We start from the raw sequence: 14,474 nt of genomic DNA on the forward strand, positions 1-14,474 counted from the left end.
AAAACCGTGCTTCGATGCGTGCGCATCGAGCGTCTTTTAACGTAACGAGGGTCTTCCGATCCATGTCCGGCACTCCTCATTTCGACCCGGCCTCCGGGCACTCTGGCATCGCGTTTCAGCCGCATGTGGCTGTGCGGACGAAAGCCGCCCGCGTTGTCGCGACGTCCACTCGCGAGCCAGCCCGGAGTTTGCTGCCAACGTGGCTAGCCGCCCTGGCGTGGGTCGCCGGTGCGGGTTTTACGCGCTGGTGGCCTGACGCGGACGAGTGGCCCTACACAGACTACCTCCTTGTCCTCAAGCTGGCGCTGGCGGTCACTGCATTACTGATAGGCGTGGCGGCGCGCAGAAGCCTCTTGACGCGTCAAGCCGATGCACCTCCATCACGCGCCGAACGCTGGCTCACGGCCATGCCGTGGCTCGTTGCGCTCGCGGTTGGTGTGACCGCGTGGGAAGTACTGACCGCAAAACTCGAATGGCTGCCGCGGCCGTTTTTTGCTCCGCCGCAGGCGTTGATCGCCGTCTTTTTCGACGACTTTCCGCGCCTCGGTTCAAGTGTCGTTCATTCATTCGGATTGCTTGCTTATGGCTATGTGATCGGTGCGGTGGCGGGTTTTGTGACGGGAGTCGGCATCGGCTGGTCGCGGGCAGTGGGTTATTGGTTACATCCGGTGTTGCGGCTGATCGGTCCGTTGCCCGCCACCGCCTGGTTGCCACTGGCGTTCTTTTTCTTTCCATCCAGCTTCAGCGCCAGTGTGTTCCTGATTGCGCTCGCCACCGGCTTCCCCGTGGCGGTGCTCACGTGGTCGGGCGTGGCGGGCGTCAACAGCACGTACTACGACATCGCCCGCACGCTTGGCGCACGGCCTGATTTCCTGATCCTGAAGGTCGCAATACCGGCGGCATTGCCGTCCGTGTTCGTCGGATTGTTCATGGGACTGGGCGCGTCGTTTTCCGTGCTGATCGTGGCGGAAATGATGGGCGTAAAAGCTGGCCTCGGCTGGTATTTGCAATGGGCACAGGGATGGGCGGCTTATTCGAACATGTATGCGGCGCTGCTGGTGATGGCGCTGATGTGCTCGGGCCTGATCACACTGCTGTTCCGCTTCCGGGACCGGTTGCTCGCCTGGCAAAAGGGATTGTTGAAATGGTAAGTACGCGAGGTGTTGCACAGGCAACGGCAGCAGGCGCACGTATCGACGTCAGCGAAGTCAGCCACCGGTTTTCGCTGCACGGCGCGGCGCTCCCCGTTCTCGACGACGTCAGCTTCTCTGTCGCCCCGGGTGAATTCGTCGCGTTGCTCGGACCCAGCGGGTGCGGCAAGTCGACCTTGCTGCGACTGGTTGCGGGACTCGATGCGCCTGCGCTTGGGACGGTGTCCTCGAACGGCGTGGCCATACGCGGGCCGCACCCGTCGCGGGTTGTTGTGTTCCAGGACCCGACCTTGTATCCGTGGCGCACGGTACGCGCCAACGTCGGTCTGGGACCCGAGGCACAGCGAAAGCGTAAGCGGTTTCCGTGGAGCAAAGCCCGGCAGGTATCGCCCCTTCCGGAAGGCACGCGTTCGGCAGAGCAACGTATCGACGCCGCGTTGCAACTTGTCGGTCTGACTGACTTCGCTGCCGCCTATCCGCATCAGTTGTCTGGAGGCATGGCGCAGCGTGTTGCACTGGCGCGGGCGCTCGTCAACGATCCCGAGTTGCTCGTGCTCGATGAACCGTTCGGCAAGCTTGATTCCCTCACGCGGCTGCGCATGCAAGGCGAGCTGGTGAAGTTGTGGCTGGATGCGCGCTTCTCGGTCCTGCTGGTGACGCACGATGTGGAAGAGGCGCTGTTTCTCGCAAACCGGGTGATTGTTTTCAGCGAGCGCCCGGCGCGCATTACGGCGGAAGTGCGCAATGACGCGCCGTATCCGCGTCATCGTGACGATCCGAAGCTGGTTGAATTGCGGCGCGAAGTGCTCGCGTTACTTGGCTTGGTCGCGTGAGTTGCTACGCCAATCACATCAATAACAAACGACCCGTGGAGAATGTCAAATGAATCGTCCTGATGCCGATGCCGGCGAAAATGCTGCTGCGCCGGAGAACACTTCGCGCCGTGCGTGGCTGCGCAAGACCGCGTGGACTGCGGGCGCAGCAGCGCTTGGCGGTGCATCGTTCGGGCTTGCCGGACTGCCTGCCCGTGCCGACGATAGCCGGTTAAAACAGCTGAAGTTATCGTGGAATGCAGGCGCGATCTGCACGGCGCCGGTGCCGGTGGCCGTCAAGCAAGGTTTCTTCGGCAAGCGTGGGCTGGACGTCGAGCTGATCAACTTTGCCGGGTCGACGGACCAGTTGCTCGAAGCTATTGCGACGGGCAAGTCGGACGCGGGCGTTGGGATGGCGCTGCGCTGGATCAAGCCGCTCGAACAGGGCTTCGATGTCAAGCTCACCGCTGGCATTCACGGCGGCTGCATGCGGTTGCTCGCCACGCGCAGCTCGGCAATCGTCGATCTACCCGGCTTGCGCGGCAAGATAGTGGGCGTCAGCGACATGGCCAGTCCCACCAAGAATTTTTTCGCCATCACGCTGAAGAAGCTTGGTATCGATCCGGACAGTGAGGTTCGCTGGCGCCAGTATCCTGTCAACCTGCTGGGCGAGGCGTTGAAAAAGGGCGAGGTCCATGCGATTGCGGACGGCGATCCGACTATCTGGATGCTGCGTGAATCGGATCATCTCTACGAGGTGTCGAACAACCTCTGCGGCGAATATCAGACGCGTGTTTGCTGCGTGCTCGGCGTGCGCGGGACGCTGGTGAGGAAGGATCGCGCCACGGCGCAGGCGTTGACGCAGGCCTTGCTGGACGCAACGGAATGGACGGCGAACCATCCGGCGGAGGCGGCGACTATCTTTGCGCAGTACGCGCCGCAAGCGGACGTGGGGCAACTGACGGCCATGCTCAGGAGCCACACGGACCATCATCATCCGACGGGGGACGCGTTCAGGAAGGAGATCGCTCTCTATGCCGACGATTTGAAGACCGTGGGCGTATTGAACGGCAGCACGGATTCGAACCGCTTCGCGAGCCGGGTGTTCTCGGATGTATTGGTCTAGGTTTTTTCGTTCGCACTCGGGGTTCTGTTTGGTGGGGTTTTGGGGTTAGTGGTCGGGGGGGATGCCGGGTTGCTGCTGCTCAGGTTAGCGGTTGATTTAAGTTAGATACTATGTAAGGGGCCATCGAAAGTAAGCTCCCTGGAGTAAAACGAGAATTCTGACACTCGTTTTTCGAAAGGAGCATGCAAATGGACGCGCCTAACACGGCCCTTCAAGGGCAACATATAACGATCGTCGGCCGGCTGTACGTTGCCTTCGAATTGGGCGATAAGAGCTGGAAGCTGTCACTGGGCGACGGTGTGCGCGCGCCGAGTCGGTGTACGGTGGTGGCCGGCGATACGGCGGCGGTCCTGAGCGCGATCTCGAAGGCCAAAGCCCGCTGCCATCTGGGCACTGATGCTCCCGTGCGCAGTTGCTATGAGGCCGGGCGAGACGGCTTTTGGCTGCACCGCTGGCTGAGCGGACAAGGGGTCGCCAACCTCGTAGTTGACCCGGCCAGTATCGAAGTGAATCGGCGGGCACGCCGTGCGAAGACGGACCGGCTCGACAGCGACAAGCTGCTGTCGATGCTGATGCGCTACCACGCGGGTGAACGGCGGGTGTGGGCGGTCGCGCGGATCCCAACGCCCGAGCAGGAGGATGAGCGGCGCGTGCATCGGGAACTCGGGCGTCTGCGGCAGGAGCGCACCGCGCACAGCAACCGGATCCGCTCGCTACTGGTGCTGCACAACCTGCGGGTCGAGCACATCGGCGCGCGCGCGTGGGCGCACTGGTGGGCCCAGCAGGCAGGGCAACTGCTGCCGGGCTTGCGGGCCGAGATTGAGCGCGAGTTCGAGCGGCTGTCGCTTGTCGCCGGGCAGATCAGGACGCTTGAGGCGCTGCAGGCCCGTCAGGTCCGCAGCGGCGCACAACCCGCGATCGCGGTGCTGGCGCGGCTCACGGGTATCGGCACCGGCAGCGCATGGACCCTGGTCAAGGAACTGTTCGGCTGGCGGCAGTTTCACAACCGCCGTGAAGTCGCCGGCTGCCTGGGCCTGGCACCGACGCCTTACGCGAGCGGCACCAGTGAGGTCGAGCAGGGCATCAGCAAGGCCGGCAACAAACGAGCGCGCTGGCTGATGGTCGAACTCGCGTGGAGCTGGCTGCGCTTCCAGCCGGCCAGCCAACTGAGCCAGTGGTTCAAAGTGCGCTTCGCGGGAGGCGGCAAGCGCGTGCGACGCATCGGCATAGTGGCGCTTGCACGCCGTCTGTCGATCGCCTTGTGGCGTTATCTAGAACAGGGTGAGATTCCGCTCGGGGCAACACTCAAGCCACCCAGCAGCAACACGGTTGCAACCTGAGCGGCGAATGACGATCGATGACACGGCCTGAGGGTCGACGCGCCCGGACAGTAAGAGGCTTGCCCGACGGGCAAGCGTAGTTTTAGATAGGGCGCGTCGGTAACGGAGTGGTTCCAGCGCTCTGCGCATGTGGTATGAGGTGACCGGCCTGGCGCCGGCACGGATAGAAGTTAGTCCGGGGGCGGTTGCCCGGACATCAAACACTCCGACCTAACTCGTTTTGAAGTTTGGCTTAGAAGGACTCCGAATACGAATCAGGCACCCTAGCCTGTGCAAGTTGTCCACCGCCGGCCAGCGTCGTGGTCGTGACAGGCGACCCGCTGGTCGACCGTGGACAACTTGCAGCACCCTCAAAGGAGGTAACTGATCCACGGGAAACAGATCCCCAAGGGCTTGACTTTCAATGCCCCATAGAAGTCTTACTGTGTCATAAATTAAGAAATTGCGATATTGCTGCGTTTGCCTGACAATAATAAGGATACCTAAGCATAAGGCGATAAGCAATGAGCACACAAACGCGGTTTGAGCAGTACATTGAGCATCTGGCTGTCGGCCTGGGTCATGCGGATCGCCACTCTGGACTGAAGGCCTACTGCACAGGCCTGATGCTGCCGTTGACCCGCAAGAGCGTCGAGCCGATGGCCGCCAGTGTGGATCCGCTTCACGCCAGCGCGCGGCATCAGGCACTGCACCACTTTGTTGCCAAGGCCGACTGGTCGGACGACGAGTTACTTAGCCGGGTGAGCCAGTGGGTCGTGCCCCGGATGGATTTTTCCGGCGGCGGCTTCTGGATCGTGGACGACACGGGATTTCCAAAGAAGGGCCGCCATTCGGTAGGCGTTGCGCGTCAGTACTGCGGGGTGCTGGGCAAACAGGATAATTGCCAAATTGCGGTCAGTGTGTCACTGGCTTGTGAGCAGGCCAGCATTCCGGTTGCGTGGCAGCTCTACGTGCCGCGTGAATGGGCAGAGGACAATGAGCGGCGCGAGAAAGCCGGCATTCCCGCACAGATCGGGTTTGAGACGAAGGTGCAGATTGCATTGCGACAAATTGAGGCTCTGCTGGCTGCCGGTGCGCCCCGGCATTGCGTACTGGCCGATGCAGGCTATGGCATAGATAACGCCTTCCGGCAACATCTGGACGATCTGGGATTGTCTTATGTGGTCGGCATCACATCGGCTCTCGTGGTCTGGCCACCGGGCGTCAAACCATTGCCGCCCAAACCGTATGGCGGCATGGGCCGCCCGCCTGTGGTACCGCGCCGTACACGCGCCCGACAGCCGGTGAACGTGAAGGACCTGGCGCATTCACTGCCTGCTACTGCCTTCACCACGCTCAGCTGGCGGGAGGGTTCGAACGAAACACTCAGCGGGCGTTTCGCTGCGGTGCGTGTGCGTCACGCGGGCGGCAATACCGGCAAGGCGCGGCTGCGCCCCGAGCAGTGGCTGCTCATTGAGTGGCCCGCCAGCGATGCTGACCCACTGAAATACTATCTCTCCAACCTGCCAGCCGATACTGCGCTCGAGCAGCTCGTGGCGCACGCGCACATGCGCTGGCGCATCGAGCGGGACTACCAGGATCTGAAGCAGGAATTGGGGCTTGGACACTACGAAGGTCGAGGATGGCGTGGGTTTCATCACCACGCAGCGCTGGCCATCGCGGCCTACGGGTTTCTGTTCTCAGAGCGCCTCGCTACCGGAACCCCGGTCAGCGCCAAAAAAAACTTCGCAGCACGCCACACACCTGCAGTTCCCGACGATTACATTGCGCGGGGAAGTCCGGCGCGCACAGCGCCACACGGCTGACTCGATTGCTACCATTCGCTACGAACTTACGGTCCGGCTTGTCGCCGGACTCGATGTGTGTCCATGCTGTCGGAACCTGGGAAGACGCTTTGATTTAATGACACAGTAAGATTAGCTGATCTCTTTGTCACTATTAGCCACTGTGCGTGGCGGCACGTCATTTCCAAAGCGACAAAGAAACGAAGCAAAGAAAGCGCTTTCAAACCATCGGCTGGTTAGTGTCCCTAGCGTGCAGGCCTCAGCTTTTGGCACCTGATAGCACGGTGCTTGCCAGACTGACGGATGTTTGAACCCCTCCTTCTCGCGAATCCTGACACGAACACGCTTCGCCCCCAACGCTCTCGGGCAAGCACCATGATCCCCGGACCAGCACGGCCTCACGTGTGCTGATTGCCTCATTGCGTGGTGGGTTGGCTGCGTGGACTGCGTGCTTCTTTTTTGAGGTGGTTGTACGCGGATAGCGCGGGATGTCCCTGTGGCAGGTTCAGTCACTGGTGGCGAAGCGTGTGGGTATCGGTGTTCGGAGAGGTCGGGCTTCAAACATCCGTGATGTCTGGCGAGCACCGTGCTATCAGGTGCCAAAAACTGAGGCCTGCACGCTAGGGACACTAACTAGCCGATGGTTGGAAAGCGCTTTCTTTGCTTCTGTTTCTTTTGCGCCGTCGGAAAAAGAAATGAAGTGCCGCCACGCGCAGTGGCTAATAGTGATAAATAGAATAACTAACTTAAACCGACCGCCAACCTGAGCAGCAGCAACCCGGCACCACCCCCGACCGCCACGCCCCAAAACCCCACCAAACAGAACCCCGAGTGCGAACGAAAGCTAATCCTTCGCTAAACGAACCAATTTAGCCAGACGCTGAACCAAAGGCTCGAACAACTCAGCCGATGTATTCCCATACCCCAACACCAGCCCGTTGTCCTCGGGCGTGGGCTGCAGCGCGAAACTCGATAGCGGGGCGGGCGCTATGCCGTGCCCCCGGGCTGCATCGGCGATTTCACGGTCCGGGTAACACGCCGGCAGCCGTATGGTTAAGTGCAATCCGCAATAACCCCCTTCAATGATATGCATCGCCGGCATATGCCGCATCAGCGCTTCTCTCAACGCGTGTTGCCGGTCGCGATACAAACGCCGCATGCGGCCCAAGTGCCGGCTGAACTGGCCGCTTTCAATAAATTCGGCCAGTGCAAGTTGTTCATAGCGGTGACCACCTCGCAGCATATCGTCCAGAGGCGCCTTCATCTGCGCCACCAAGGTCGCCGGGAGCACTAGAAAGCCAATCCGCAACGACGGAAACATCGTCTTGCTGAACGTGCCCACGTAGAGCACCGGCGCCTGCGCCACCAGACCCTGCATCGCGCCGATAGGCTCCCCCGCGTGGCGGAATTCGCTGTCGTAGTCGTCTTCGATGATCCACGCGCCGTGGCGCTGCGCCATCGCGATCAGCGCCAGGCGGCGCGCAACGGTCAGCACGGCGCCCGCTGGATATTGATGCGACGGCGTGGTGTAGATCAAGCGGGGCGGCTGCGTCTGCCAGTCGCTGGCGGCAGCGATCAGACCATCGGCGTCAACGCGCATTGGCATCATTCGCAGGTCGCCTGCTCGCATCGCCGCCTTCGCGCCGCGATAACCCGGGTCCTCGATCCACGCCGTATCGCCGGCGTTGGTCAGCAAACGCACGCACAACGAAAGCGCTTCTTGCGCACCCTCGGTGATGACCACCTGAGCGGGCTCGCACCGCACGCCTCGAGCTATGCCGAGATGCCGGGCAATGGACGCACGCAGCGCCGGCTCGCCCGGAGGATCGCCATAACCGAGCGCCTGCGGCCCTGCATGGCGAATAGCACGGTCGATCGCACGGCGCCACGCAGCCAGGGGGAAATGGGACAAGGCCGGCACGCCGGGCCGCAACGCGGCACCCGAGTCGGCAGGTGGGGTAGTCGCTTGAATGGGCGTCAGCCGGCGCGCAGTGGCTGGCGCAGGTGACGTGTCGCGCTTGCCGTGCGGTGCCGCCGGACTCGATAACGCCGCCACCCGGGTGCCCTGCCGGTCGGGTTGCACATAACCCTCGGCAGCCAGCAGGTCGTACGCGGCAGTCACCGTGTTGCGCGAGATCGACAGTGCTTCGGCCAGCGCGCGCGATCCCGGCAGGCGGCTTCCCGGCGCCAGATGGCCACCGAGGATGGCTTCCTTGAAGCGATGGTGCAACTGGCGCTGCATGGGCATCGCGCTGGGACCTTTGGCGAGCGGAGCCTCAAGCAGCGTTAGCGGCGCAAGGGATGGAGTGGCGGTCATGAGAAGGATGGGAAGTGCCCGGGATCCAGTGGTTCCATGAGGTTCCACGAAACGTGGATCCATGAAATACATGGGAATGTGGCACTTTTTAAGGTTCCATGATGCGCGTACGTTAGCACATGCTTCGCCTACGTCCCGCTTCAACACTCGCCTCATGCCGCAAGGAACCGCTATGCCCAGCACTTTGAACCAGTACCAGCAACCCGTCGGCGAGCCCATGCCCCACTGGACCGCGCGTGTGCACCCGCCGCGCAGCCCGATCGAAGGACAGTACTGCCGGCTGGAGCCGCTCGAGCTGCGCCACGCCGCTGACCTCTTCAAGGCCTACAGCCAGGCGCCGGATGGCCGCGACTGGACCTACATGCCGGTTGGCCCCTTCGACAACGCCGCGAGCTACCGCGACTACGTCGAACGTGCCGCGGTCAGTCCCGATCCCCAGCACTACGCGGTCATCGACCTGAAGACGGGAACGGCGATCGGCACCCTGGCGCTGATGCGGATCGACCGGGCCAATGGGGTTATCGAAGTGGGGAGCGTGGCGTTCTCGCCGCTGCTCAAACGCACGCCAATATCCACCGAGGCCCAGTACCTGTTGATGAAACATGCCTTCGACGAACTCGGCTACCGGCGCTACGAATGGAAGTGCGACGCCTTGAACGCACCTTCGCGGCAAGCGGCCGCGCGGCTCGGTTTCCAGTTCGAAGGCATCTTCCGGCAGGCCGTGCTCTACAAGGGACGGACACGCGACACCGCGTGGTTTTCCATCATTGACAAGGAATGGCCCGCGGTGTGCGCTGCGTTCGAACAATGGCTTGCGCCAGAGAACTTCGATGGGCAAGGGCAGCAGCGCAAGTCGTTAACCGAAATACGCGGTCCGAACCCCACAGCAGGCTAGCCGCAGTTTTTCAACTGCGGCTTTTGCGGGTTCCCGCCATTAATCATTGTTGGTATCGTGCGCGTTGCTGGCGGCCCGGTTGTCCGGGTTGCCAGGTCACCGCTGCCACAAGCGCCTCTCTTTCCCTCCGCAACGGACATTCAAACAATGAAATTCGATCGTCTCGCCCAGTCGCTTCTTGCGGCGGCGCTCGCCCTTTGCTACGCGGGCGCGCAAGCCGCATCGCAAGCCCCGGTCGCCGCCGAGAACGGCATGGTCGTCACCGCCCAGCATCTCGCGACCCGCGTGGGTGTCGACGTGCTCAAGGACGGCGGCAACGCAGTCGACGCGGCCGTCGCTGTCGGCTATGCACTCGCCGTGGTCTATCCTGCGGCCGGCAACATTGGCGGGGGCGGATTCATGACGATCCAGCTCGCCGACGGCCGCAAGACCTTCCTCGATTTCCGCGAGAAGGCACCGCTTGCCGCGACCGCGAACATGTACCTCGACAAGAACGGCAACGTGATCCCGAACCTCAGCACCAAGGGTTATCTGGCCGTCGGCGTGCCGGGCACGGTATCCGGCATGGAAATGGCGCTGACGAAATACGGCACGATGAAACGTGCCCACCTCATCGAACCGGCGATCCGGTACGCTCAGGAAGGCTTCGTCCTCGATCAGGGCGACGTTGATATCCTCGGGACCGCAACGGACGACTTCAAGAAAGATCCGGCGGGCTCGGGTTCGATCTTCCTGAATCACGGCGAGCCGTACCAGGTTGGCCAGCGGCTCGTGCAGAGGGACCTCGCCAAGACCCTGCGCGAAATCAGCACCAAGGGCCCCGATGGCTTCTACAAGGGCTGGGTCGGTCACGCCCTCGTCTCATCGACGCAAGCCGGCAAGGGCATCATCACGCAAGCCGATCTCGACCAGTACCAGACGCGCGAACTCGCGCCGATCGAGTGTGATTATCGCGGCTATCACGTGGTCTCGGCGCCGCCGCCGAGCTCGGGCGGGGTCGCTATCTGCGAGATCATGAACATTCTCGAAGGGTATCCGATGCAAAGTCTCGGCTTCCGTTCAGCCCAGGCCATGCAGTATCAGATCGAGGCGATGCGCCATGCTTATGTCGACCGCAACAGCTATCTGGGCGACCCGGATTTCGTGAAAAACCCGCTGGACCGGCTGCTCGACAAGAACTACGCGGCCAAGATCCGCGCAGCGATCGATCCGCAGAAGGCGGGGGTGTCGCAGGAGATCAAGCCTGGTGTTGCACCGCATGAAGGCACCAACACGACTCATTATTCAATCGTCGATAAATGGGGCAACGCGGTCTCGGTGACCTACACGCTGAACGACTGGTTCGGCTCGGGCGTGATGGCGAACAAGACCGGCGTGATGCTCAACGACGAGATGGACGACTTCACGTCGAAGATCGGTGTCCCCAATATGTATGGCTTGGTGCAGGGCGAGGCTAACGCTATTGGTCCGGGACGGCGTCCGCTGTCTTCCATGAGCCCGACGATTGTCACGAAGGACGGCAAGACCGTGATGGTGGTCGGCACGCCGGGAGGCAGCCGCATCATTACGCCACGCTGCTGACCATGCTCAACGTGATCGACTACGGCATGAACATCCAGGAGGCCGTCGATGCGCCGCGATTCCATCAGCAATGGCTGCCGGAAACGACGAATATCGAACGCTTCGCGTTGAGCCCCGACACGCAGAAGATCCTGGAAGGGTGGGGCCAGAAGTTCTCCGGACCGCAGCCGGCCAATCACGTTGCAGCGATCCTGGTCGGAGCGCCGTCATTGGGTGGCAAGCCGGTCGGCAAGAATCGTTTCTATGGTGCGAACGATCCGCGCCGGAACTCGGGTCTTGCGCTTGGCTATTGATGGTTGTTGACGGCTATTGATTGATGCATCGCAGCCGTGCTGGCGGATGGTTTTGTTTATCGCCAGCACGGCTGGGACATAGGCGGCTTTTGCATAGCAGCATAAGCCGCTGACGTCATTCGCTGCTGGTCCACTCCACGTCCGCGCCAACAGAGCGCAGGTTTTCGACGAAACGCGGGTGTGCGCGGCGGATCGGCAGCGCATTGATAATCTCCGAACGCCCCTCGATACTTGCCGCGACCATCAACAGCGCGATCGCCACGCGAATAATGTACGGGCTCTCGACCTTGGCGGGACTCAACGGCAAACCGCCGAACGTGATCAGCCGATGCGGGTCGGACAAAAACACGTGCGCACCGAACTTCGACAGTTCCACGGACCATCCCATGGCGCCGTCATAGACCTTGTTCCAGAACATCGCGCTGCCTTCGGCCTTCACGCCGAGTGCGATGAAGATGGGCAGCAGATCGACCGGCAGATAAGGCCAGGGCGCCGCTTCCACCTTGGTGAGGATGTTCTGCGTAAATGGCCTGCGCACGCGCAGCGGACCGTCCTGGAATGCGCGCGACCAGCCGTCTTTATGTACCACGTTCACGCCGAACTTCGCGAAGGTCCGGTCGATCAGCGGGAACTGTTCGGGTGCGGTATTTTTGACCGCGATGTTGCCGCCGGTGATTGCGCCGAGCGCGAGGAAGGTCGCGATCTCGTGGAAGTCCTCGCTGAACCGAAACTCGCCGCCACCCAGCTTGCGGCCGCCCGCGACGCTCAGACGCGAGGTGCCGATCCCATCGATTGCGACACCCAGCATGGCGAGGAAACGGCAAAACTCCTGCACATGCGGTTCCGATGCCGCATTGACCAGCGTCGACGTACCGCCGGCCGCGACCGCGCACAGCACGAAGTTCTCGGTGGTGGTGACCGATGCATAGTCCAGCCAGTGATGATTCGCGGTCATCTGCGTATCAGCTCGCACGATGAGCGAGTCGGCCGTGCGCTCGACCTGCGCGCCGAAACGCTCGAACACCTCCACGTGCGGATCGATCTCGCGAACCCCCAGCGTGCAGCCCTTTACGTCGTTTTCTAGCCGTGCCACGCCGAAACGCGCTAACAGGGGAGGTACCAGCATGATGGAAGAACGCATCTCCTCGGGCAGCCGGTGCGCCACGGGATCGAAGGTGGTTGCGTGATGATGCAGGTTGAGAATGCCGGTGGAAAAGTCCATCGACACGTTGCTGCCGAGCGTGCGGAAAATCTCGAGGATCTTTTTGACGTCGGTGATTTCAGGTACGCCGATGAGGCGCAAGGGTTGGTCGGTCAGCAGCGTGGCGCAAAGGATGGGCAGGACGGCGTTTTTGTTGGCGGACGGCGTGATCTCCCCGCGTAACGGGACGCCGCCATGTACGATCAGATTCGACATGTTCGGAAGAGGCTCGTGGAAGAAGCGAGGGGATAATCATGCCACCGCGCGACGCGCACAGGTCGTAGGTGTGGCTAATTTTTCACGGCGCTAAGTGGCTCTTTCGGTTGGGCTTAGCCGTTGTCCGCTGGCACTATCCTCGACCTGCCAGCCTTCTGCTTTCAAAACTTCGCGCAGATGATCGGCTTGTGCCCAGTTCCTGTCGGCGCGAGCTTTTTCACGTTGCTCCGCGAGCGCTGCGATGTCTGCCGGAATATCGACCTTGTCCGTCTGCCATTCGCCTAGCCGGAGTCCAAGCACTGTGTCGAAGTGATCGACGGTGGCGCGTCGGGTAGCGGCCGGCAGATCGCTTTTGACCAGTTCCCACAACACGGCCAATGCTCGCGGCAGATTCAGGTCCTGATTGACCTCGGCGTTGAAGCGGGCCACGAAGGGGGCATCTGCATGTCCGCCCGCCGGCCAGCTCGAATAGGTTTTGCGCAACCGGTCCAGCGCGGACTGCGCGGCGTCGAGCGCTTCATGATTGAACCGCAAGCTGCTCCGATAATGCGCCGTCAGGCATAGATAGCGGTAAGCCAGCGGATCGCTCCCGCGGTCGATCAACGTCTGCAGGCGCACGAAGTCCCCAGCCGATTTCGACATTTTGGCCAGGTCCAGCGTCAGGAAATGGCCGTGCATCCAGAAATTGGCGAGCCGGGTGCCGTGGCAGGCCTGCGTCTGCGCAATCTCGTTGCTGTGATGCACGGAGATGTGATCTTCGCCGCCGCAGTGAATATCGAACCAGGGGCTCAGGTATTTCGCCGACATGGCCGAGCACTCGATATGCCAGCCCGGAAAACCGCGGCCCCAGGGGCTATCCCACTCCATCTGCCGGGTGGAATCCGATGGGCTGAACTTCCAGAGCGCGAAGTCGGTGGCGTGCCGTTTCTCACCGACCGCAACCCGCTTTCCGGCCTGCAGTCCCGCATGATCGAGTCGCGTCAGATAACCGTAGTCGTCCTGCTTGCTGGTGTCGAAGTACAGGCCGTCGGCGGTCAGGTAGACGTAGCCCTTGCGTTGCAGCGTGTCGATAAAGGCAATCTGCTCCGCGATATGGCCGGTCGCGCGGCACCAGACCGAAGGCTCCAGCAGGTTGAGCGCGTGCCAGTCTGCCATGAAGGCCGCGGTATACCGTTCGGCGATAGCCCATGCCGAATCTCCCGTTCGCCGGCTGCCTTTTTCCATCTTGTCTTCGCCTTCATCGGCATCGGAGACCAGATGGCCGACGTCGGTGATATTGACCACATGCCGCACGGTGTAGCCGTTAAGCGTGAGAGCGCGTCGAAGCACGTCCTCGAACACGTAAGTACGCAGATTGCCGATATGCGCATGGTCGTACACCGTGGGGCCGCAGCAGTACATGCCCACGTGTCCGGGCTGTATCGGAGCGAACGGGCGTACTGCGCGCGACCAGGTGTCGTACAAGGCGAGAGACATCGGATTTCCGTATTGTCGAGGTGACCGTGAAAACAAAAAGGCCACCGGTCTTGCAACGGGTGGCCATGGAGGACTTGGACGTGATGGTGTCGACGCGCTAGACGCAAGCTCCCCTCGGCAGGCTGTGACAGCATGCGCGCATGAAGCGGGAGGGGGATGCGGTGTAGGCGATCATGAAAAAGATGCTAACGCGTGTTTTTCTATTGGTCAATATGATTGCCTCGTTGTTATGACTGCAAGAGTCCCTTCGCCTGTCTCAGGTTGCTGCCCACGACATTCAAG

Annotated in this window: 8 protein-coding genes and 2 pseudogenes; 7 read left to right on the forward strand and 3 right to left on the reverse strand. The window is 61.7% G+C overall.

The annotated features are described in order from the left end of the window. The first annotated feature begins 62 nt into the window (after nt 1-62). From EOS_RS24345 to EOS_RS24365, 5 genes are all read left to right on the forward strand, one after another. Nucleotides 63-1,151 carry an ABC transporter permease gene (locus tag EOS_RS24345; protein WP_082163499.1) on the forward strand — a complete coding sequence of 363 codons (1,089 nt, stop codon included), beginning with the start codon at nt 63-65 and terminating at the stop codon, nt 1,149-1,151. Next, nucleotides 1,145-1,984 carry an ABC transporter ATP-binding protein gene (locus tag EOS_RS24350; RefSeq protein ID WP_047849258.1) on the forward strand — a complete coding sequence of 280 codons (840 nt, stop codon included), beginning with the start codon at nt 1,145-1,147 and terminating at the stop codon, nt 1,982-1,984. Before EOS_RS24345 ends, EOS_RS24350 begins: the two co-directional genes overlap by 7 nt. 49 nt (nt 1,985-2,033) lie before the next feature. Then, nucleotides 2,034-3,089, forward strand: a complete 1,056-nt coding sequence (locus EOS_RS24355; protein ID WP_047849259.1) for an ABC transporter substrate-binding protein — start codon at nt 2,034-2,036, stop codon at nt 3,087-3,089. A gap of 188 nt (nt 3,090-3,277) precedes the next feature. After that, nucleotides 3,278-4,429, forward strand: coding sequence for an IS110 family RNA-guided transposase (locus EOS_RS24360; RefSeq protein ID WP_047849260.1), 1,152 nt, complete (start codon nt 3,278-3,280; stop codon nt 4,427-4,429). 503 nt (nt 4,430-4,932) lie between these two features. Further along, the gene (locus tag EOS_RS24365) at nt 4,933-6,234 is read left to right on the forward strand and encodes an IS701 family transposase (RefSeq protein WP_047849261.1); all 1,302 of its coding nucleotides are present in this window, start codon (nt 4,933-4,935) and stop codon (nt 6,232-6,234) included. A gap of 823 nt (nt 6,235-7,057) precedes the next feature. On the opposite strand, the gene pdxR is transcribed toward EOS_RS24365, so the two are convergent. After that, complete coding sequence (gene pdxR, locus EOS_RS24370) at nt 7,058-8,530, reverse strand: MocR-like pyridoxine biosynthesis transcription factor PdxR (RefSeq protein ID WP_047849262.1); 1,473 nt, start codon at nt 8,528-8,530, stop codon at nt 7,058-7,060. 172 nt (nt 8,531-8,702) lie between these two features. Between pdxR and EOS_RS24375 the strand changes: the two are divergent. Both EOS_RS24375 and ggt read left to right on the forward strand, forming a co-directional pair. Further along, nucleotides 8,703-9,419: pseudogene (locus EOS_RS24375) on the forward strand (GNAT family N-acetyltransferase); the annotation flags it as partial. Between the two features lie 258 nt (nt 9,420-9,677). Continuing rightward, nucleotides 9,678-11,299, forward strand: a pseudogene (gene ggt, locus EOS_RS24380) (gamma-glutamyltransferase). A 115-nt stretch (nt 11,300-11,414) separates the two neighbouring features. Here ggt and EOS_RS24385 read toward each other — a convergent pair. Together EOS_RS24385 and cysS are read right to left on the reverse strand one after the other, a co-directional pair. Continuing rightward, a complete protein-coding gene (locus EOS_RS24385) occupies nt 11,415-12,716 on the reverse strand; it encodes a UDP-N-acetylglucosamine 1-carboxyvinyltransferase (RefSeq protein WP_047849264.1) in 1,302 nt (433 codons plus the stop codon). Between the two features lie 90 nt (nt 12,717-12,806). Continuing rightward, complete coding sequence (cysS, locus tag EOS_RS24390) at nt 12,807-14,192, reverse strand: cysteine--tRNA ligase (protein ID WP_047849265.1); 1,386 nt, start codon at nt 14,190-14,192, stop codon at nt 12,807-12,809. Between the last annotated feature and the right edge of the window lie 282 nt (nt 14,193-14,474).

It is taken from the genome of Caballeronia mineralivorans PML1(12), from assembly GCF_001028175.1.
Classification (GTDB): Bacteria; Pseudomonadota; Gammaproteobacteria; order Burkholderiales; family Burkholderiaceae; genus Caballeronia; species Caballeronia mineralivorans.